General features: G+C 41.0%; 20 protein-coding genes. All 20 read left to right on the top strand.

Annotation, left to right across the window (positions count from 1 at the left end; all coding sequences use genetic code 11):
* Nucleotides 1–12: 12 nt before the first annotated feature.
* Complete coding sequence (locus E2L03_RS01710; protein ID WP_038480696.1) at nt 13–768, top strand: FliA/WhiG family RNA polymerase sigma factor; 756 nt, start codon at nt 13–15, stop codon at nt 766–768.
* A gap of 13 nt (nt 769–781) precedes the next feature.
* On the top strand, nt 782–1,180 hold the full coding sequence (locus tag E2L03_RS01705; RefSeq protein ID WP_134258492.1) for a DUF6115 domain-containing protein: 399 nt from the start codon (nt 782–784) through the stop codon (nt 1,178–1,180).
* A 170-nt stretch (nt 1,181–1,350) separates the two neighbouring features.
* Nucleotides 1,351–2,094, top strand: a complete 744-nt coding sequence (rpsB, locus tag E2L03_RS01700) for a 30S ribosomal protein S2 (protein ID WP_035398923.1) — start codon at nt 1,351–1,353, stop codon at nt 2,092–2,094.
* A gap of 89 nt (nt 2,095–2,183) precedes the next feature.
* Nucleotides 2,184–3,068 (top strand): translation elongation factor Ts, encoded by an 885-nt coding sequence (tsf, locus tag E2L03_RS01695; protein WP_038480690.1) that lies wholly within the window; start codon nt 2,184–2,186, stop codon nt 3,066–3,068.
* 83 nt (nt 3,069–3,151) lie between these two features.
* Nucleotides 3,152–3,868 carry a UMP kinase gene (gene pyrH, locus E2L03_RS01690; RefSeq protein ID WP_038480687.1) on the top strand — a complete coding sequence of 239 codons (717 nt, stop codon included), beginning with the start codon at nt 3,152–3,154 and terminating at the stop codon, nt 3,866–3,868.
* A 5-nt stretch (nt 3,869–3,873) separates the two neighbouring features.
* Complete coding sequence (gene frr, locus E2L03_RS01685; RefSeq protein ID WP_038480684.1) at nt 3,874–4,431, top strand: ribosome recycling factor; 558 nt, start codon at nt 3,874–3,876, stop codon at nt 4,429–4,431.
* A gap of 109 nt (nt 4,432–4,540) precedes the next feature.
* Nucleotides 4,541–5,317: an undecaprenyl pyrophosphate synthase gene (gene uppS, locus E2L03_RS01680; protein WP_055735315.1), complete on the top strand. Its 777-nt coding sequence runs from the start codon at nt 4,541–4,543 to the stop codon at nt 5,315–5,317.
* 14 nt (nt 5,318–5,331) lie between these two features.
* The gene (locus E2L03_RS01675; protein WP_038480680.1) at nt 5,332–6,129 is read left to right on the top strand and encodes a phosphatidate cytidylyltransferase; all 798 of its coding nucleotides are present in this window, start codon (nt 5,332–5,334) and stop codon (nt 6,127–6,129) included.
* A gap of 40 nt (nt 6,130–6,169) precedes the next feature.
* Complete coding sequence (gene dxr, locus E2L03_RS01670) at nt 6,170–7,312, top strand: 1-deoxy-D-xylulose-5-phosphate reductoisomerase (RefSeq protein ID WP_134258491.1); 1,143 nt, start codon at nt 6,170–6,172, stop codon at nt 7,310–7,312.
* Nucleotides 7,313–7,331: 19 nt separating this feature from the next.
* On the top strand, nt 7,332–8,585 hold the full coding sequence (gene rseP / locus E2L03_RS01665; RefSeq protein WP_134258490.1) for an RIP metalloprotease RseP: 1,254 nt from the start codon (nt 7,332–7,334) through the stop codon (nt 8,583–8,585).
* A gap of 31 nt (nt 8,586–8,616) precedes the next feature.
* Complete coding sequence (locus E2L03_RS01660) at nt 8,617–10,314, top strand: proline--tRNA ligase (RefSeq protein ID WP_134258489.1); 1,698 nt, start codon at nt 8,617–8,619, stop codon at nt 10,312–10,314.
* Nucleotides 10,315–10,383: 69 nt separating this feature from the next.
* Entirely contained in the window at nt 10,384–14,664 is a 4,281-nt protein-coding gene (locus tag E2L03_RS01655; protein ID WP_055735488.1) for a PolC-type DNA polymerase III, read from the top strand.
* A gap of 203 nt (nt 14,665–14,867) precedes the next feature.
* A complete protein-coding gene (gene rimP / locus E2L03_RS01650) occupies nt 14,868–15,338 on the top strand; it encodes a ribosome maturation factor RimP (protein ID WP_038480669.1) in 471 nt (156 codons plus the stop codon).
* Nucleotides 15,339–15,365: 27 nt separating this feature from the next.
* The gene (gene nusA, locus E2L03_RS01645; RefSeq protein WP_038480667.1) at nt 15,366–16,463 is read left to right on the top strand and encodes a transcription termination factor NusA; all 1,098 of its coding nucleotides are present in this window, start codon (nt 15,366–15,368) and stop codon (nt 16,461–16,463) included.
* A 21-nt stretch (nt 16,464–16,484) separates the two neighbouring features.
* Nucleotides 16,485–16,760, top strand: coding sequence for an RNase P modulator RnpM (gene rnpM, locus E2L03_RS01640; protein WP_038480664.1), 276 nt, complete (start codon nt 16,485–16,487; stop codon nt 16,758–16,760).
* Complete coding sequence (locus E2L03_RS01635; protein WP_035398481.1) at nt 16,757–17,065, top strand: YlxQ family RNA-binding protein; 309 nt, start codon at nt 16,757–16,759, stop codon at nt 17,063–17,065. Before rnpM ends, E2L03_RS01635 begins: the two co-directional genes overlap by 4 nt.
* Before the next feature lie 13 nt (nt 17,066–17,078).
* Complete coding sequence (gene infB, locus E2L03_RS01630) at nt 17,079–19,268, top strand: translation initiation factor IF-2 (RefSeq protein WP_038480661.1); 2,190 nt, start codon at nt 17,079–17,081, stop codon at nt 19,266–19,268.
* Nucleotides 19,268–19,549, top strand: a complete 282-nt coding sequence (locus E2L03_RS01625; protein ID WP_038480659.1) for a DUF503 domain-containing protein — start codon at nt 19,268–19,270, stop codon at nt 19,547–19,549. The genes infB and E2L03_RS01625 overlap by 1 nt, the downstream gene beginning before the upstream one ends.
* A gap of 84 nt (nt 19,550–19,633) precedes the next feature.
* Nucleotides 19,634–19,990 (top strand): 30S ribosome-binding factor RbfA, encoded by a 357-nt coding sequence (rbfA, locus tag E2L03_RS01620; protein WP_038480656.1) that lies wholly within the window; start codon nt 19,634–19,636, stop codon nt 19,988–19,990.
* Between the two features lie 69 nt (nt 19,991–20,059).
* Nucleotides 20,060–20,977: a tRNA pseudouridine(55) synthase TruB gene (gene truB / locus E2L03_RS01615; RefSeq protein WP_038480654.1), complete on the top strand. Its 918-nt coding sequence runs from the start codon at nt 20,060–20,062 to the stop codon at nt 20,975–20,977.
* Nucleotides 20,978–20,981: the final 4 nt, after the last annotated feature.

Genomic DNA, 20,981 nt, shown 5'->3' with positions numbered 1-20,981 from the left:
GAGAGGAAGAGAATGAAATCAGAAGCTGAGCTTTGGGCATTGTGGCACGAATCAAAATCAAGTGAAGCGATTGAAGCATTAATTCACTATTATTTACCTCTCGTTCAATTTCATGTTCAGCGTGTATCAAAAACATTGCCCGCAACAGTGACGAAAGATGAATTAAAAAGTCATGCTTTAGAAGGATTATTTGATGCCATCCAGCGATTCGATCCAAGTCGTGACTTAAAATTTGATACATATGCGTCGTTTCGTATTCGAGGTGCAATGATTGACGGTCTTCGGAAAGAAGATCGTTTACCACGGACGATTCGCGAAAAAATTAAGCGAATGGATCAAATTGTTGAGCAACTAGAGCAAGCTCAAGGTCGATCCGTACATGAAGCTGAAATTGCTGCTGAAATGAAATTATCATCAAAAGAAATCTCTTCTATTCGATATGATCAATTTATCAGTATGAATGTTTCGTTTGACGAGCTAGTGTCATCAACAGGTGATGGTGTTTATCAAACGCAGGTAAAAGACGAACAAATGGAACAACCTGGCGAGCGTCTTATTCAAACAGATACAAAGAATGAACTGATTGAGCGACTAAAGGCGTTAAATGAAAACGAGCAGCTTGTCATTCAACTCAGTTATTTCGAAGAACTATCGTTAACCGACATTGGTAGAGTATTAAATCTATCTACATCAAGGATTTCACAGATTCACGCAAAAGCGATAAAAAAACTAAAGCAAGGATTTGTGGAACGAGCGTTCGTTCGTTAGAAGGAGGGGTTGAATGGATATATGGATTATCTTACTTGTATTCGCTGTCATTGGATTAGCTATCAAGATAACAAAGCTTCAGCAGCAGCTAAATCAACGCTTAACGAAAGAAGAATTAGAAGAAGCGCTTGCTACTTTTTTACACGACATTAAAAAGGATAATGAAATCGTCATGGATACGTTTCATCAACAAATCAATCATTCGAACGAAAAACCGTCTACTGTCGTCGATTTTAAAACGGAAACGAGCCGTCCTACTAAAAATAAAACGGCATCGTTTAATCGTGATCAAGTAGTAGATAAGGTGCGTACTTACCAGCAGAATGGAAAGGACCCTGCTGATATTGCAAAAACGTTACAGATTGGCATACGAGAAGTCGAGCTTATTCAACATTTAAACAAGCAAAACTAAAATAATTAGCACCGTCTCCTTGCTTATCAACGGCAAATGTGATACGATTACTGACGGTGTTAAATACACACGCAGAAGGATTTTGGCGAAGGTGCTCTTATCATTGATAAGTGTGTCGTCAAGAAATGAATGCTGCGGAGGATAAAAAAAACCATAAGGAGGTGTTTGGTGTGGCAGTTATCTCCATGAAACAATTACTAGAGGCTGGTGTTCACTTCGGTCATCAGACTCGTCGTTGGAACCCAAAAATGGATCGCTACATCTTCACAGAAAGAAACGGTATTTATATTATTGACCTTCAAAAGACGGTCAAAAAAGTCGAGAGTGCGTATAATTTTGTTCGCGATCTTGCGGCTGACGGAGGAAAAATTCTTTTCGTTGGTACTAAGAAACAAGCACAGGATTCGGTTCGTGACGAAGCGATTCGTTCTGGAATGTACTACATTAACCAACGTTGGTTAGGTGGAACATTAACGAACTTCGAGACAATTCAAAAGCGTATTACACGCTTAAAGAATCTTGAAAAAATGCAGGAAGATGGCACATTTGATGTTCTTCCTAAAAAAGAAGTTATCCTTCTTAAAAAAGAAATGGATCGTCTAGAAAAATTCTTAGGCGGTATTAAAGACATGAATAGCATTCCTGACGCTTTATTCGTTATTGACCCACGTAAAGAGCGTATTGCAATTGCTGAAGCACACAAGCTTAATATCCCAATCGTTGCGATTGTAGATACAAACTGCGATCCAGATGAAGTGGATTATGTTATTCCAGGTAATGACGACGCGATTCGCGCTGTTAAATTACTAACTGGAAAAATGGCTGATGCTGTAATTGAAGCAACTGCTGGTGAAGAAGAAGTAGTCTTAGAAGATACGAATTCTGAAGACGTTGAGGAAACGACGACAGCATAAATGTTGGACTCCAAAAAGGGTGGTGAAGGGAGATTAACCCTTTCCCGCCTTTTTTTTGTGAAAAAGATTTGTTAATAGGAGGAATTTAAATGGCAGTTACAGCGAGTATGGTAAAAGAACTTCGTGAAAAAACAGGCGCTGGCATGATGGATTGTAAGAAAGCACTTGTTGAGGTTGATGGAGATATGGACAAAGCAATTGACTTTCTACGTGAAAAGGGTATTGCAAAAGCTGAGAAGAAAGCAGACCGTGTTGCAGCAGAAGGTCTTGCGTCAGTTGTAACAAGTGGAAACAAAGCGGTTATCGTTGAAGTGAACTCTGAGACAGATTTCGTTGCGAAAAATGAAAACTTCCAAGGGCTTGTTAAAGAATTGGCTGAGCACATCTTAGCTGAAAACCCAGCAACAGTTGAAGAAGCGTTAGAGCAAAACTTTAAAGGTGGAGACGACACTGTTCTCTCTCACATTAATTCATCGATTGCAAAAATTGGTGAAAAACTTTCCCTACGCCGTTTCACAGTTGTTGAAAAAGAAGACAGTGATGTATTTGGTTCATACCTACACATGGGTGGGCGTATTGGCGTTCTTACGTTAATTGGATCTTCAAATGATGAAGAACTTGCTAAAGATATTGCGATGCACGTTGCTGCTATTAACCCAACTTATGTTTCTCGCGATGAGGTAACGGGTGATGTTGTTGATCGTGAGCGTGAAGTTCTTAAGCAACAAGCGCTTAACGAAGGCAAACCTGAAAACATCGTTGAAAAAATGGTTGAAGGTCGCTTAAGCAAATTCTTTGAACAAGTATGTCTACTTGACCAGCCTTTCGTTAAAGATGGCGATCAAAAAGTAGGGAAGTATGTTAAAGGGAAAAATGCTACAGTGAAAACGTTTGTGCGTTACGAAGTAGGCGAAGGTATTGAAAAGCGTGAAGATAACTTTGCTGAAGAAGTTATGTCTCAAGTGAAAAAATAACAACCTAGTAAAGGGACACAACATTCGTTCGTGTCCCTTTTTTACAAGAAAAGATAAGGAACAAAGCAAATTCGGAGGTCACAATGAACAAATACAATCGTGTCGTTTTAAAGCTTAGTGGAGAAGCATTAGCTGGAGAACAAGGGTATGGAATTGATCCGACAATCATTAAATCTATTGCTACACAAATTAGAGAGATTGTTGAACTAGAAGTAGAAGTAGCCGTCGTTGTTGGTGCCGGGAATATTTGGCGTGGTATGGCTGGTAGTGCTCAAGGAATGGATCGCGCCACTGCTGATTATATGGGCATGCTCGCGACAGTAATGAATTCCCTTGCTCTTCAAGATAGCCTTGAATCCATTGGTGTTGAATCACGCGTGCAAACATCAATTGAAATGAGACAAGTGGCAGAGCCTTATATTCGTAGAAAAGCCATTCGCCACTTGGAGAAGAAGCGGGTTGTGATCTTTGCCGCTGGAACAGGAAACCCATACTTTTCAACGGATACTACTTCTGCGCTACGTGCGGCGGAAATCGAGGCAGAAGTCATCTTAATGGCGAAAAACAATGTAGATGGCGTTTATAATGCAGACCCTCGTACGAATGAGGATGCAACAAAATATGACACGATTACGTATATGGATGTTTTAAAAGAAGGGCTTCAAGTAATGGATTCAACTGCTTCATCCTTATGTATGGACAACGACATTCCACTTGTCGTATTCTCTATTATGGAAGAAGGCAATATTAAACGCGCCGTTTTAGGCGAAAAAATTGGTACAGTGGTCAGGGGGAAATAATTGATATGTCAAAACAAATTCAAGATGATACTAAAGGAAGAATGGATAAAGCCATTGAGTCTTTAAACCGTGAACTAGCGAAATTGCGTGCCGGTCGCGCGAATCCAGCTCTTTTAGACCGTGTTACGGTAGAGTATTATGGAGCAGAAACACCGTTAAACCAGCTTGCTTCAATTACGGTACCTGAAGCGCGTCTGCTTTTAATTACACCTTTTGATAAATCAGCAATTAGTAATATTGAAAAAGCAATTATGAAGGCTGACCTTGGCTTGACACCATCAAGTGATGGACAAGTTATACGTATTATTATTCCAGCGTTAACAGAAGAGCGTCGGAAAGAATTAAGTAAAATTGTGTCAAGAACTGCCGAAGACTCTAAAGTAGCTGTTCGTAATATTCGCCGTGATGCCAATGACGATTTGAAAAAACGTCAAAAAGATGGCGAGATGACAGAGGACGAGCTTCGTGGAGAGACCGACAAAATTCAAAAGTTAACAGACTCTTATATTAGTAAAATTGATACACGTGCTAAAGAAAAAGAAGAGGAAATTATGGAAGTCTGATTAAATTACGTGTATGATAAAGAAAAGTAGGAGACCCTCTTTAATAGGGGGTTTTTTACACTTTTAAGCATCGTGAAGGGCGAACCGCTAGTGAGACGGAGGGCGAAGAATGCTCGAGAAATTTTCTAAATGGAAGCAAGCTTTTCATACAGAAGAGGAAAAGCAATATGATAGAAACCTTGATTTAAGTCGAATTCCAAAGCATGTCGCCATTATAATGGATGGCAACGGTAGATGGGCATCCAGCCGAGGCCTCCCTCGCATTGCTGGTCATCGTGAAGGGATGAAAAATGTAAACAAAATTGTCCGAGCGGCAAATGCGTTACACGTGGAAGTACTTACCCTGTATGCATTTTCAACAGAAAATTGGATGCGCCCGAAAGCGGAGGTTGATTTTTTATTAAGTTTACCGGAACGCTATCTTAAAAGCGAACTCCCAACACTTATTAAAGAAAATGTACAAGTCCGAATTATGGGAACAAAAGAAGCGTTGCCAGTTCATACCATTCAAGCTGTGGATGAGGCAATTGAAAAGACTAAGCATAATACCGGGTTAATTCTTAATTTCGCTCTTAATTATGGCAGTCGATTTGAGATGGCGGAAGCTATGAAACAAATTGCGTTTAAAGTAGAATCAGGTGAGCTTCGAGCAGAAGACATCAATGAAGATGTGATTGGTGCGCATTTGATGAGTTGTCAGCTAAAAGATCCAGACTTATTGATTCGCACAAGTGGTGAAATCAGACTAAGTAATTTTATGCTGTGGCAACTTGCGTATAGTGAATTCTGGTTCACATCTGTACTTTGGCCCGATTTTAATGAGAATCATTTCCGTGAAGCCATTGCGACGTATCAAAATCGTGGTAGACGTTACGGAGGATTATAGGAAGGGCGACAGTAATGAAAACACGAATTGTAACAGGATTAGCGATTGGGGTTGTCATTTTAGCATTTGTTTTTTTAGGTGGCTGGTGGTTCTCCATCTTTGTAACCTTAATGGCAACAATCGCGATGATGGAATTACTTAAAATGAAAAAAATTCAAGCCTTATCGTTAAGAGGAATAGCCGGCCTGATATCAATGTGGTTGCTATTAATCCCAACGAACTGGTTTGATCAATTTATTCCGATAGAAAATACGAAAATAGAATTGTTTATTTTTCTTATCCTCATTTTGTTAATGCTAACGGTATTAACGAAGAATAAACTGACCTTTGATGAGGTTGGGTTTATTATCCTTTCAAGCGTATATGTAGGTTTTGGTTTTCATTTCTTAATAGAGGCTCGAAACGTAACCGAAGTTGGCCTATGGCTCGTTTTATTTGTCATCATCTTAATTTGGACAACTGATTCAGGTGCTTACTTCGTCGGAAAAGCGATGGGGAAACACAAGCTTTGGCCAGAAATTAGTCCAAATAAAACGATTGAAGGCTCTCTCGGTGGGATTGTATTGGCTGTTATCGTCGGAAGTCTGTTCTTTTTCCTTACTCCGGCATTTACTTCATACATAACCGCTGTCTTCATTATGCTTGCCACAGCCGTTTTTGGGCAAATTGGTGATTTAGTAGAGTCAGCGTTAAAGCGACATTATGCCGTGAAAGATTCAGGAAATGTACTACCTGGACATGGTGGTATCTTGGATCGATTTGATAGCTTAATCTTTGTCATGCCGCTCTTGCATCTTTTGCAATTAATCTAAAAGATAAAGTAGTACGCTTGCGAGATGGAGAGGAGAAACGATGAAAAAAATTAGTTTATTAGGCTCGACAGGTTCAATTGGTACACAGACATTAGATGTGATTCGGGAACACCCTCAAGCATTTTCCTTAGTAGCATTATCCTGTGGGGTGAATATCGAGCTTGCACGTAACCAAATTAAAGAATTTAAACCGAAGCTTGTTTCAGTGGCAAAAGAAGAGGATGCTAAAAATCTTCAAAGGGAATTTGGCAAAGAAGTGGAATTCTATTATGGTGACGCTGGCTTAGTAGAGGTTGCAAAGTCGTCTGATGCCGATGTAGTGGTTACGGCTATTACAGGCTCTGTCGGTTTACTACCAACATTGGCTGCCATTGATGCTGGCAAGCCTGTTGCCATTGCGAACAAAGAAACCCTCGTAACAGCAGGTCATCTAGTGATGGAAGCAGCGCAAAAAAAAGGTGTTTCACTTATTCCTGTCGATAGTGAGCATTCTGCTATTTTTCAAGCTTTAAATGGAGAACCTCATAAAGCCATTGATCGATTAATCCTAACTGCATCAGGGGGAAGTTTCCGGGATAAAGCTCGTCATGAGCTACAGGATGTCACTGTGGAACAAGCTCTGTCCCATCCAAACTGGTCAATGGGAGCAAAAATTACGATTGATTCTGCTACAATGATGAATAAAGGCTTGGAAGTGATTGAAGCAAATTGGTTATTTAACACAGATTATGACCATATTGATGTAGTAATCCATAAGGAAAGTATTATTCACTCAATGGTAGAGTTTCATGATCGGAGTGTCATTGCTCAATTAGGAACACCTGATATGCGTGTCCCTATCCAGTATGCACTGACGTACCCTGATCGTTTTGCGCGACCCGAAGGAGAGCGCTTAAATCTTGCCGAACTTGGGAAGCTCCATTTTAAGGATCTTGACTTTGAGCGTTATCGCTGTATGAAATTTGCATATGAAGCAGGCAAAAGTGGAGGCACAATGCCAACGGTTTTAAATGCGGCAAATGAAGTGGCTGTAGCGAAGTTTTTAAAAGGTGAGATTACTTTTTTACAGATTGAAGACGTAATTGAACAAGCATTACATACACACACACGGCAAGCGAATCCTTCACTTGAAGAAATTCTTGCTGTTGACCAAGCAGTTCGTGCACGTGTAATGAACAACTAACAGGAAGGCGGTATGGCTGTTGAATACGTTACTAGCTTTTATTGCCATATTCAGTGTGCTTGTATTTGTACACGAATGGGGTCATTTATTTTTTGCAAAGAGGGCAGGCATTCTTTGCTACGAGTTTGCAATCGGAATGGGGCCGAAGCTGTTTGCTTTTGAAAGAAACGACACCATTTATACAGTGCGTCTACTACCGATCGGTGGCTACGTTCGAATGGCTGGTGAAGAGCCAGAGCAAACGGTTATTCGTCCAGGTTATGAAGTTGGACTCGTATTTGATGACCAGCAGCGCGTAACCGAAATTATTGTTAACAACAAATCAAAACACCCTGAAGCTCATGTTGTGCAAGTTGAACGAATTGATCTTGTTCATGATCTGTATATTGAAACGATGGATGAGGATTCAGGCGAGCTTATACGCTATTCTATTCATGAAAAAGCAATAATTGTGCAAGATGAAGTTGCACAAATGAATGCGCCATGGCATCGGCAGTTTGGGTCTAAATCATTAGGGGCTCGTGCAATGGCTATCTTTGCAGGACCATTAATGAACTTTATTTTAGCGTACGTGATTTTGTTAGGATTGTTCTCCATTGCGGGCTTTTCTACAAATCAAATTGATCCAATAGAAGGATCGCCAGCAGAACAAGCCGGTTTGCAAGCTGGGGATTTAATCGTAGCTGTTGATGGAAATGCAACAGAACGTTGGCAAGATATGCAACAAGCCATTGGTGAAAGACCAAATCAAGATGTGGCGATTACTTTTGAACGTGATGGTTCACAGCAAGAAGTAACTCTGACGACTGGCTCAAACTATGTGTCAGAAATTGACGAAGAAATCGGTGTGATTGGCGTAGCGCCATTAAGAGAATCCGGGTTCGTTGCAGCTGTTGGCGAATCGGCAACAACATTTGTAGATTTCGCCACATCTATTTTTAGTACACTAGGTTTGATTCTTACTGGTGAGTTTTCACTAGATTATATTTCTGGTCCTGTTGGGATTTATAATATAACGGATTCTGCTGTGGCTGCAGGCACGTACCAAGTATTCTTTTTTGCGGCACTGCTCAGTGTCAATTTAGGGGTCATTAATTTGTTCCCAATTCCTGCTCTAGACGGTGGACGATTAATGTTTCTAGCGTACGAAGGCATTCGAGGTAAACCCGTCTCGCCAGAAAAAGAAGGAGCCATTCAATTTATCGGTTTTGCGTTAGTTATGTTATTAATGATTGTGGTGACGTGGAACGATATAAGCAAGCTATTCTCTTAAGTTAGATGAAGTGAGTAAAGGAAGTGACGCAATGAGACAGTCAACTTATTTGGTACCAACGATGCGTGATGTTCCCGCCGATGCTGAAGCGATAAGTCACCAACTTATGCTTCGGGCTGGAATGATGCGCCAACTTGCATCAGGAGTATATGCCTATCTTCCATTAGCGAAAAAAGCGATGACGAAGATTGAAGCGATTATTCGTGAAGAATTAGATGGGATTGGCGCTCAGGAATTAACGTTGCCAGCTTTGCACCCAGCTGAACTTTGGCAAGAGTCTGGGCGGTGGGAAGATATGGGCGATGAATTGATCCGGTTAAAAGATCGTCATAATCGTGATTTTGCCCTCGGTGCAACCCACGAGGAAGTCATTACTACTATCATTAAAGATGGCATTACATCTTATAAGAAACTCCCATTAAATGTATACCAAATCCAAACGAAATTCAGAGATGAGCGCCGACCTCGTTTCGGTTTGTTGCGTGGTCGTGAATTTATTATGAAAGATGCGTATTCGTTTCATGACTCAGAAGAAAGTTTACATGAGACCTATTGGGCCATGCACGAAGCGTATTCCCGTATTTTTTCACGTGTAGGGCTAACATTCCGTCCGGTTATTGCTGACTCTGGTACGATGGGTGGTAAGGATACACATGAATTTATGGCACTCGCTTCCGTTGGTGAAGACACCATTGCTTACTCAGACGGATCGGATTATGCGGCGAACCTTGAAATGGCTTCGAGCCTCGCACCAGAACCGCCTCAATCACAGGAATATGGCTTACTTGAAAAGAAAGCAACTCCTGATGCAAAAACAGTCAATGATGCAGCAGCTGCATTAGGTGTTAATCCTGATCATATTTTAAAAGCGTTAGTTGTATTCGTTGATGGTGAAGGTTCGCTTTTACTGCTCCGAGGGAATGATGAGCTAAATGAAGTAAAAGCTCTTCATGAGTTAGGTGCTAAAGAGATGCGTATGGCTACAGAAGAAGAAGTTGTTGACCTGTTTGGAGCAACACCAGGTTCTATTGGACCGGTCAACGTGAACAATGTACCTATTTATGCAGACCACCGCATTCACGGAATGGAAACCATTGCTTGTGGTGCAAATGAAACTGGCTACCACTATGTGCATGTAGGGCCTGGGAAAGATTATCAAGCTACCGCGTACAAAGATTTGCGTACAGTAAAAGAAGGAGACCCCTCTCCTGATGGACAAGGAACCCTTCAATTTGCAGAAGGCATTGAAGTAGGTCAAGTCTTTAAACTTGGTCGTAAATACTCTGAATCTTTACAAGCCAAATACCTTGACCAAAACGGCAAAGCGCAGACGTTTTTAATGGGCTGCTATGGGATTGGCATTTCAAGAACCATTGCGGCAGTGATTGAACAGCATCACGATGAAAATGGGATCGTATGGCCGGTATCTATTGCACCGTTTCTTGTTCACCTGCTAGCCCTTAATGTGAAAAATGAAGAGCAGCAAGCACTAGCAGAAGCGATTTACACAGACTTAAAACAGGCTGGAATCGATGTATTATTTGATGACCGTGGTGAGCGCGCCGGAGTGAAGTTCAAAGACGCTGACTTAATTGGTCTTCCTGTACGAATTGCAGTTGGTAAACGTGCAGGTGAAGGAATTGTTGAAGTGAAAGTAAGAAAAACAGGCGAACAGCTTGAGCTATCAAAAGAAGATCTAGTACAATGGGTAAAGGAATTTGCCAATTGACAGAAGTGGACTGGCCAATCGGTCAGTCCATTTCCTTGCACGGGGGAGTGATTTTTAGTGAACAATGAAATGGGATCAAGAGAAGAACGCCTTCGTTTATTACTTGAACAACTACAAGTCCCGACAGATGGACATGCGTATTTCGAAAACGGTTATATAAAAAAATTGGCGATCACGCGAGAGACGAAATCGTGGCATTTTTATATTCATTTGCAAACGATTCTTCCTGCTGATTTAGCCCAATTGTTTACCTCGAAATTAGAAGTAACGTTTAAAGAGATTGCGAAAGCGACCTGTACAATCACATATGATCATAACGAAATGACAGAAGAGGCTTGGAACAACTACTGGCCAATTATTATGAGTGAGTTTTCCCTATTGTCACCACCTCTTGCAGCTGCACTACAAAAGCAAACGCCAGACATGAGCAAAGGCGCTTTGGCGCTTGTGGCGCAAAATGATGCAGAGGGACAAGCTATGAAGCGGAAACTTGTGGAACCGTTCAAACAGATCTGTACTCGTTATGGCTTACCGACGATTCCGTTGCACATATCGGTGGAAGAATCAAAAGAAGCGTATGATGAATTTGTACGAAAGCGTCAAGAAGAAGATCATTCTAAAGTTGTAGAGGCAATGCTTGAGAAAAAGCGTCAAGAAGAAGAGATGACGAAACAAGTTTCTGCTGCGAATTTATCAATGGGCTATCCGATTAAGGATGATCCAATTCCCCTTGAAGCAATTGTGGATGAAGAACGAAGAATTACGGTTCAAGGATATGTGTTTTTTGCAGAAACCCGAGAGCTAAGAAGTGGTCGAACACTCTTAACGTTTAAAATTACCGATTACACCGATTCAATATTAGTGAAGATGTTTTCACGGGATAAAGAAGATATTCCGATTTTACAAGCTGTGAAAAAAGGGATGTGGATGAAGGTCCGCGGAGGTATCCAAAACGATACATTTGTACGCGATCTTGTGATGATTGCAAATGATTTTAATCAAATAACACCTAAATCTCGTATCGATACAGCAGAAGAGAAGCGAGTTGAACTGCATACCCACTCAACAATGAGCCAAATGGATGGAATGGCTTCGGTTGGTCAATATGTTGAACAAGCAGCGAAATGGGGCCATCGTGCAGTAGCAATTACGGATCATGGTGTTGTACAAGCTTTTCCAGAAGCATATAACGCTAGTAAAAAACATGGAATAAAAGTGATTTACGGAATGGAAGCCAATATTGTCGATGATGGTGTACCGATTGCCTACAATTCAGATCATCGAAAACTACTGGATGAAGAATATGTTGTGTTTGACGTGGAAACAACGGGGCTATCTGCAGTTTACAATACAGTGATTGAGCTTGCAGCAGTCAAAATCAAAAATGGTGAAATCGTTGATACGTTTGAATCGTTTGCTGATCCTAAAGAGCCTCTATCCTCAACGATTATTGATTTAACAGGGATAACAGATGATATGCTACAAGGCGCTCCTGACCCACTAGATGTGCTGAAGCAATTTAAAGAATTTGCAGGCACTGGAACGATTGTTGCGCACAATGCAAGTTTCGATATTGGATTTTTAAATGTTGGCTATAAGAAAATGGGCTTTACAGAAGTGCAAAATCCAGTCATTGATACATTGGAACTAGGTCGATTTCTTTATCCTGAATTAAAAAATCATCGATTAAATACATTATGTAAGAAATTTGATATCGAGCTGGTCAGTCATCACCGTGCTATATACGATACCCAAGCAACAGCCTACTTATTATGGAAAATGGTAAAGGATGCAGCGGAAAAAGAGATTTTGTTTCACGATGAATTAAACAATCATATGGGACAAGGCAATTTTCATCGGCAGCGCCCTTTTCACGCAACGATTCATGTAACATCTCAAGAAGGATTAAAAAATCTTTACCGGCTTGTAACGATGTCTCACGTCAATTATTACTTCCGCACGCCGAGAATTCCACGTTCTGAATTAAACAAGCATCGTGAAGGCTTGTTAATCGGTTCAGCATGTGACAAAGGCGAAGTGTTTGAAGGCATGATGCAGAAATCAGCAGACGAAGTTGAGAACATCGCACGTTTCTATGACTTTCTAGAAATTCAACCGCCGGGTCTCTATCGCCACCTTATTGAACGAGAACTCATTAAAGATGAACAGGCGCTTCAAGAAATTATTGGGAAAATCATTTCGTTAGGAGATCAGCTCAATTTACCTGTTGTAGCAACAGGAAATGTTCATTACGTGAATGAAAATGATGCCATTTACCGTAAAATTTTAATTGCTTCTCAAGGTGGTGCGAATCCATTAAATCGACAAGCACTTCCACTTGTTCATTTCCGTACAACCGATGAAATGTTGGCTGAATTTGCATTTCTTGGAGATGAAAAAGCTTACGACCTCGTTGTGACGAATTCGAATCGTATTGCAAATGAAATTGGAGAGGTTCACCCTATTCCAGACGAATTATATGCACCGAAAATTGAAGGTGCAGATGATGAAATGCGGGAAATGAGCTATGGAAGGGCTAGAGCTATATATGGAAATCCCCTTCCTGACATTGTTGAGGCGCGTCTAGAAAAAGAGCTTAATAGTATTATTGGGCACGGCTTTGCAGTTATTTATTTAATTTCACAGAAGCTGGTTAAGAAATCACTTGATGATGGCTATCTTGTTGGTTCCCGAGGTTCCGTCGGTTCTTCGTTTGTTGCAACGATGACGGAAATTACTGAGGTTAATCCTTTAGCGCCACACTATGTATGCCCGAACTGTCAGCATTCCCATTTCTTTGATGATGGCTCTGTTGCATCTGGATATGACTTACCAGATGCAAATTGTCCTAAGTGTGGATCAGCTTATCAAAAAGATGGTCAAGATATTCCCTTTGAGACGTTTCTAGGCTTTAAAGGAGACAAAGTACCCGATATTGATTTGAACTTTTCTGGTGAATATCAGCCGAGAGCCCATGCGTATACGAAAGACTTATTCGGTGAAGAGTATGTCTATCGTGCGGGAACAATCGGAACAGTTGCCGAAAAAACGGCATATGGTTTTGTGAAAGGCTATCAAGGTGATCACGATTTATTAATGAGGGGAGCAGAAATTGACCGGCTCGTCTCAGGTTGTACAGGTGTTAAACGAACAACTGGCCAACACCCTGGTGGAATCATTGTTGTGCCGGATTATAAAGATATCCATGATTTTTCACCAATTCAATACCCGGCAGACGATAAAAATTCAGAGTGGAAAACCACTCATTTTGATTTCCATTCCATCCACGACAACCTTTTGAAACTGGATATACTCGGACACGATGATCCAACGGCAATTCGAATGCTTCAAGACTTAAGTGGAATTGATCCAAAGACCATCCCAACAGATGATCCAGACGTTATGAAAATATTTGCTTCTCCAGACATTTTAGGCGTAACAGAAGAGCAAATTATGTGTAAGACAGGAACTTTAGGCATTCCTGAATTTGGAACACGGTTTGTGCGTCAAATGCTTGAAGAAACAAAGCCGAGCACGTTCTCTGAACTTCTGCAAATTTCTGGGTTATCCCACGGTACGGATGTATGGCTCGGCAATGCTAACGAGTTGATCTATAATGGTACGTGTGAATTAAAAGACGTTATTGGCTGTCGTGATGATATTATGGTTTATTTAATTTACAAAGGGCTAGAGTCTTCACTCGCATTTAAAATTATGGAATTTGTTCGTAAAGGAAAAGGACTCCAGCCTGAATGGGTTGAAGAAATGAAAAAGCATGATGTGCCGGACTGGTACATTGATTCTTGTACAAAAATAAAATATATGTTCCCTAAAGCCCACGCTGCAGCGTATGTGTTAATGGCTGTACGAATTGCTTATTTTAAAGTGCATCATCCTATCCTTTATTATGCTACGTACTTTACGGTACGAGCAGATGATTTTGAGATGGATGTGATGATAAAAGGTTCAAGTTCCATTCGTGCTAAAATCGATGAAATTAACGCAAAAGGCTTAGATGCCGCGCCGAAAGAGAAAGCAGTCTTAACTGTCCTTGAACTTTCTCTTGAGATGTGTGAACGTGGCTTTGGATTCCAAAAAGTCGACCTCTATAAATCGTCGGCAACTGAATTCATTGTAGATGGCGATACGTTACTTCCGCCATTTAACTCACTAAACGGGGTTGGTACAAACGCAGCTCTTAATATAGTGAAAGCACGAGAAAACGGTCACTTTTTGTCAAAAGAGGATCTACAACAACGTGCGAAGTTAACAAAAACAGTTGTCGAAAATTTGTCTGATCATGGATGTTTACACGATCTACCTGAGTCAAACCAGCTATCACTTTTCTAAGAAATAGAACAAGCCTTGCGCGAGGCTCTATCCTGTGATAAAATCGTTTATGGTAATAGTTAGCATACGGAATGATGAAAGAGTGGGGCAACCCACTCTTTTTGTTCGCAACTCGCTAGGCGCATGAAAAGTTGGATATGCCTGATGACGTATGCTGGTGATAGGCATACGTTTTTATTATGTGAAAAAGGAGGGACAGATGCTTGAGTAAAATTGTCTCTAGTAAAGTGGAACAATTGGTCCTTCCAATTGTAGACGACTTACAGCTTGAACTAGTAGAAGTAGAATACAAAAAAGAAGGGCCGAACTGGTTTTTACGCGTTTATATTGATTCAGATAAAGGCGTTGATCTAGATGACTGCGAAAAGGTCAGTGAAAAACTTAGTGAACAGCTAGACGAAGCGGACCCTATTAAAGAAGCTTATTTCCTTGAAGTGTCTTCACCAGGGGCGGAGCGTCCATTAAAGAAAAAAGCAGACGTGGAAAAAGCGGTTGGAAAAGGTGTTTACATTACAACTTACGAACCTTTAAATGGCGAAAAAACCTTTGAAGGGAAGCTGCAGGCTTTTGAAGATAATCAGCTTACTGTGGATACAAAAGTGAAAACACGTACTGTGACGTACACCATTCCTTACGATAAAATTGCGAATATCCGCTTATCGATTCTGTTCTAGGTTAAGAAAACGAAGGAGGTGCTTTCCATGAATAGCGAATTTATGGAAGCTTTAACAACCCTTGAAGCTGACAAAGGGATTAAAAAAGAAGTCATCATAGAAGCGATTGAAGCAGCACTTATTTCTGGTTATAAACGGAATTTTGGGCAAGCACAAAATGTTCGTGTTGATGTAAACCGTACGAACGGAAGCATCCGTGTGTTTGCACGTAAAGTCGTGGTTGAAGAAGTGTTTGATAAAAGACTAGAAATATCAGAAGAAGAAGCACAAGGAATTAATCAAAACTTTGAAGTAGACGACGTCGTTGAAATTGAAGTTACGCCAAAAGATTTTGGTCGAATTGCTGCGCAAACGGCAAAACAAGTTGTCACACAGCGTGTGCGTGAAGCAGAGCGTGGCATCATTTATTCAGACTTTATTGATCGTGAAGAAGACATCATGAATGGAATTGTGCAAAGGCAGGATCACCGCTTTATTTATGTCGATCTTGGTAAAGTAGAGGCACTATTACCATTAACAGAACAAATGCCGAATGAAGTATATCGCCACAATGATCGTATTAAGGCGTATATTACGAAAGTCGAAAAAACAACAAAAGGACCTCAAATTTTAATTTCTCGTACGCACCCGGGTTTATTAAAGCGGTTGTTTGAGCTAGAAGTACCAGAGATTTATGATGGAACCGTTGAAATTAAATCGGTATCACGAGAAGCTGGTGACCGCTCGAAGATTGCCGTTCACTCTGAAAATCCTGAAGTGGATTCTGTTGGTGCATGTGTTGGACAACGAGGACAACGCGTTCAAACTATTGTGGACGAACTTAAAGGGGAAAAAATTGACATTGTTGAATGGTCTGACGATCCAGTTGTTTATATTGCAAATGCATTAAGCCCAGCAAAAGTGATGCGTGTGAATGTAAACGAAGAGGATAAAATGACTCAAGTGATCGTACCCGACTATCAGCTTTCTTTAGCGATCGGGAAGCGTGGTCAAAATGCGCGTTTAGCAGCTAAATTAACCGGTTGGAAAATCGATATTAAGAATGAAACAGAAGCTAGAGAGTTAGGTTTACTTGACGCTGAGGAAACCCTAGATGAAGATCTTCTTGGACAAGAGCAAGATTAATCGAATAAGGCGGGGGTCAAGATGAAGCAACGAAAAATACCGCTTAGAAAATGTATCGTCACTAATGAAATGAAGCCTAAAGGTGAACTGATTCGAATTGTCCGAACACCTGAAGGAACCGTAGAGCTAGATCCGACTGGAAAAAAGAACGGTCGTGGAGCCTACTTATCACACGATGAAGATGTATTTGAGCTGGCGAAAAAAAGAAATAGTTTGACACGACACTTACAAGTGAACGTAACGGCTGAAGTGTATGATCAGCTTTTAACTGATTTAAAGAAGGTTAAAAAGAAATGAACCCTAACCAACACTATTTATCATTACTCGGGCTTTGTATGCGTGCAGGCGAGCTTGTAACAGGTGAAGAATTAACGTTAGAAGCAGTCCGCAAAAAGAATGTAGCACTTGTCTTACTAGCTAGTGATGCAAGTGAGAATACAGCAAAAAAAGTGCGGGATAAATGTAGCTATTATCATGTTCCTCTTTTTGCAGTTAGTGATCGTTACGAACTCGGTTCTGCAATTGGGAAAGAAGCACGTGTTGTAATAGGCATACGAAGTAAAGGGTTTGCTAAGAAAATTGCTGCATTACTGAACCAATAATGGAGGTATGTATATGTCAAAAATGCGAATTCATGAATACGCAAAAGCAAATAATGTTCAAAGCAAACAATTAATCGAAAAGCTAAAAGCGATGGGTGAAACTGTGTCAAACCATATGTCGACTGTGGAAGAGGAGACATTAAAGAAAGCCAACCAACAAGTACAGGCTTCTGGAGGAAATGGAGATCAAAAAAGTATGAACAAAAAAACAGATGATCGACCGAACGATAAAAAACCAGCAGGCCAAGAACAGCGCGGCGCGCAAAAGCAAGGAAACGCGACTCAAGGTGGAAACCGTGGTCCAAATAACCGTGCCCAAGGGCAAGGAAATCGTCCTGGTGGTGGCGGAAACCGCAATCAAGGACGACCTGGAAATAACAACCGACGTAATCAAGGTCGTGGGAAGAAACGTGGCGGACCACAAAACCGTCCAAATCACCAACAAATGCCTTTACCTGAAAAAATTATGATTTCAGGTAGCTTAAGTGTAAGTGAGCTTGCAGCGAAACTACACCGTGAAGCATCTGAACTAATTAAAAAACTAATGAAGCTTGGTGTAATGGCCACTATCAATCAAGAACTCGATAAAGATACAATCGAATTACTTGCTGCCGATTACGGCGTAGCGGTGGAAGAAGAAGTGTTTGTGGATGAACTTGATATTGAGCTATATGATAGCGAAGATAAAGAAGAAGAACTGCAAGAGCGTCCGCCAGTTGTCACCATCATGGGTCACGTTGACCACGGGAAAACGACATTACTTGATTCTATACGTAATACAAAAGTAACAGCAGGTGAAGCTGGTGGTATTACCCAGCATATCGGCGCGTATCAAATTGAGCAAAACAATAAAAAGATTACGTTCTTAGATACACCTGGACACGCCGCATTTACAACGATGCGTGCACGTGGTGCGCAAGTAACCGATATCGCAATTATTGTTGTAGCAGCTGATGATGGTGTGATGCCACAAACAAAAGAAGCGATTAGTCACGCAAAAGCAGCAGAAGTACCAATTATTATCGCTGTTAATAAAATGGATAAAGAAACTGCCAATCCTGACCGTGTTATGCAAGAATTAACAGAATACGAACTTGTGCCAGAAGCTTGGGGCGGGGATACTATTTTTGTTAACGTATCCGCATTGAATGGAGACGGCATTGACGAGTTGATCGAAATGATTCTACTTGTTTCAGAAGTAGAAGAGTTAAAAGCAAATCCTGATAAGCTTGCTACAGGTACTGTTGTTGAAGCACAGCTTGACAAAGGTCGTGGCCCTGTTGCAACACTTCTTGTTCAAAGTGGTACGTTAAACGTTGGAGATGCGGTTGTTGTCGGCAGCACATTCGGTCGTGTCCGTGCATTGGTAAATGATCTTGGTCGCCGTGTGAAAACGGTTGGTCCGTCTGCGCCAGTCGAGATAACAGGGTTAAATGAAGTTCCACAAGCAGGCGATCGTTTCCAAGCATTTAAAGACGAGAAAAAAGCGCGCCAGGTTGGTGAAGGCTTAATGGCTCGTTTCCGTGAACAAAACTTGTCTGAAACATCAAAAGTCAGCTTAGATGATCTCTTTAATCAAATCCAACAAGGGGATATTAAAGATATTAATGTCATCATTAAAGCGGACGTTCAAGGGTCTGTTGAAGCAATGAAAGGATCACTTGAAAAAATTGATGTCGCTGGCGTAAAAGTGAATATCATTCATACAGGCGCTGGTGCTATTACCGAGTCGGATATTATTTTAGCTTCTGCATCAAATGCCATCGTTATCGGTTTTAATGTTCGTCCTGATGTTAATGCGAAGCGGGTAGCTGAAGCCGAAAATGTAGATATTCGTCTACACCGTGTTATTTACAACGCAATTGATGAAATTGAACAAGCGATGAAAGGTGCACTTGACCCTGAGTTTGAAGAAAAAGTCATTGGTCAGGTAGAGGTGCGTACAACGTTCAAAGTATCGAAAATCGGTACCATTGCAGGTTCGTATGTAACCGAAGGGAAAATTACCCGTAACTCTGCTGTTCGCTTAATCCGTGACGGAATTGTTGTGTATGAAGGTGAACTGAACGCATTAAAACGCTTTAAAGATGATGCGAAAGAAGTTGCTGCAGGTTATGAATGTGGTATTACCCTTGAGAAGTTTAACGACATTAAAGAAGGCGACATTATTGAAGCCTACGTGATGGAAGAAGTTAAGCGCTAATGCACGTAGCGGTTGTCCGTTGTGAATGCTTTATCTTTATGGCGCAGTCATTAAAGGATAAACGATCTGTTGTTAAAAGCATTGTAACGAGAATGCGGCAACGTTTAAATGTTAGTGTTGCAGAAACTGACCATCAAAATGTATGGCAGCGAGCAGAACTAACCATCGCGGCAGTCGGTTCATCTAAACAAAGCGTTGAAACAGAACTGCAAAAAGCCCTCGATCTTCTTGATCGGCATGACGAGGCAGAGCGTACTTTAACCGACTGGGAATGGGTTTAATCTGTCCTAAAAAAGGGCACTCCATGGAAGTAGGATCGAATCAAACGGATTCGATGAATAGTCAGATTGATAGAGGTGAAAGTCATGGCGAACAATCGTGCTGAACGAGTTGGTGAACAAATGAAGAAAGAACTTAGCGACATTCTTCTACGTGAAATTAAAGATCCACGAGTTAAATTTGTCACCATAACAGGTGTTGATGTAACTGGTGATCTTCAACAAGCAACGGCTTTTATTACCATTCTTGGTGATGAAGAAGAACAAAAAGCAACGCTTGCTGGATTAGAAAAGGCAAAAGGGTTTATCCGATCAGAGATCGGAAAAAGAATCCGTCTTCGAAAAACGCCAGAGCTAAGTTTTTCAATTGATGAATCAATTCAGTACGGAAATCGAATTGAGTCGCTTTTACGAGAAGTCAAAAGCGATAACGAAAGTCAGTAAAAAAAGTGGGGGTGGCAAACATTGCTATCCTCATTTTTTACATAACTTTAAGCGAAGGGAATCGTCTTAATGGATGCAGGAATAGTAGCTTTGTATAAACCAAGGGGAATGACATCACACGACTGCGTGAATCGTATTCGTCGGTTGTACAAAACAAAGAAAGTTGGTCACACAGGGACCCTAGACCCAGAAGTTGATGGGGTACTGCCTATTTGTATTGGCAAAGCGACAAAAGTGGCTGAGTATATGTCTGACTTCGATAAAACCTATAAAGGAGACGTTACATTAGGATTTACGACGACGACTGAGGATGCTTATGGAGAAGTAGTAGAACAACGTCCTGTTCTCCAATCTGTCTCCAAGAGCCAAATCGAAGCAGCCCTCACACAATTTCAAGGTGCTATCATGCAAACGCCTCCTTATTATTCGGCTGTTAAAGTAAATGGGAAAAGATTGTATGAATATGCAAGGAAAGGTATTGAAGTAGATAGACCGACGAGGCAAGTGAACATTCATGAGCTAACCTTAACACATGTAGAAGAAGCGAAGGATGACACCCAACGTTTTTCTTTTCATGTACGCTGCAGTAAAGGTACGTATGTACGTACGTTAGCAGTGGATATTGGTGATCTGCTTGGTTTCCCTGCCCATATGTCTTCTTTAACTAGGACGGCTTCCGGCTCATTTGAGCTAGCCAACACCATCACCTTTGAAACGTTAGAGAATCTAACGTTAGAAGAACGGTACGAGAAGCTGTTACCGTTTGATCATGCGCTAACAAACTTTCCAAGAAGAACGGCTGACCGTACTCTCGAAGAACGAATAAAAAATGGCGCTGTACTAGCGAACGAAGACCAAATTTTTGGAGACACGCGTTTTTTATTTTATAATGAGGATGGAGAATGTCTAGCGCTTTATCAACCTCACCCGACAAAAGAAGGATTGATAAAGCCAGTAAAGCTTTTCTCTCAGGCAGCAGGACTTTAGGAGG

Origin of the sequence: Shouchella oshimensis, from assembly GCF_004375095.1 — a bacterium.
GTDB classification, from domain to species: domain Bacteria; phylum Bacillota; class Bacilli; order Bacillales; family Bacillaceae_D; genus Shouchella; species Shouchella oshimensis.
The sequence above is the reverse complement of the archived record's forward strand: the minus strand, read 5'-3'. Positions and strand labels throughout refer to the sequence as shown.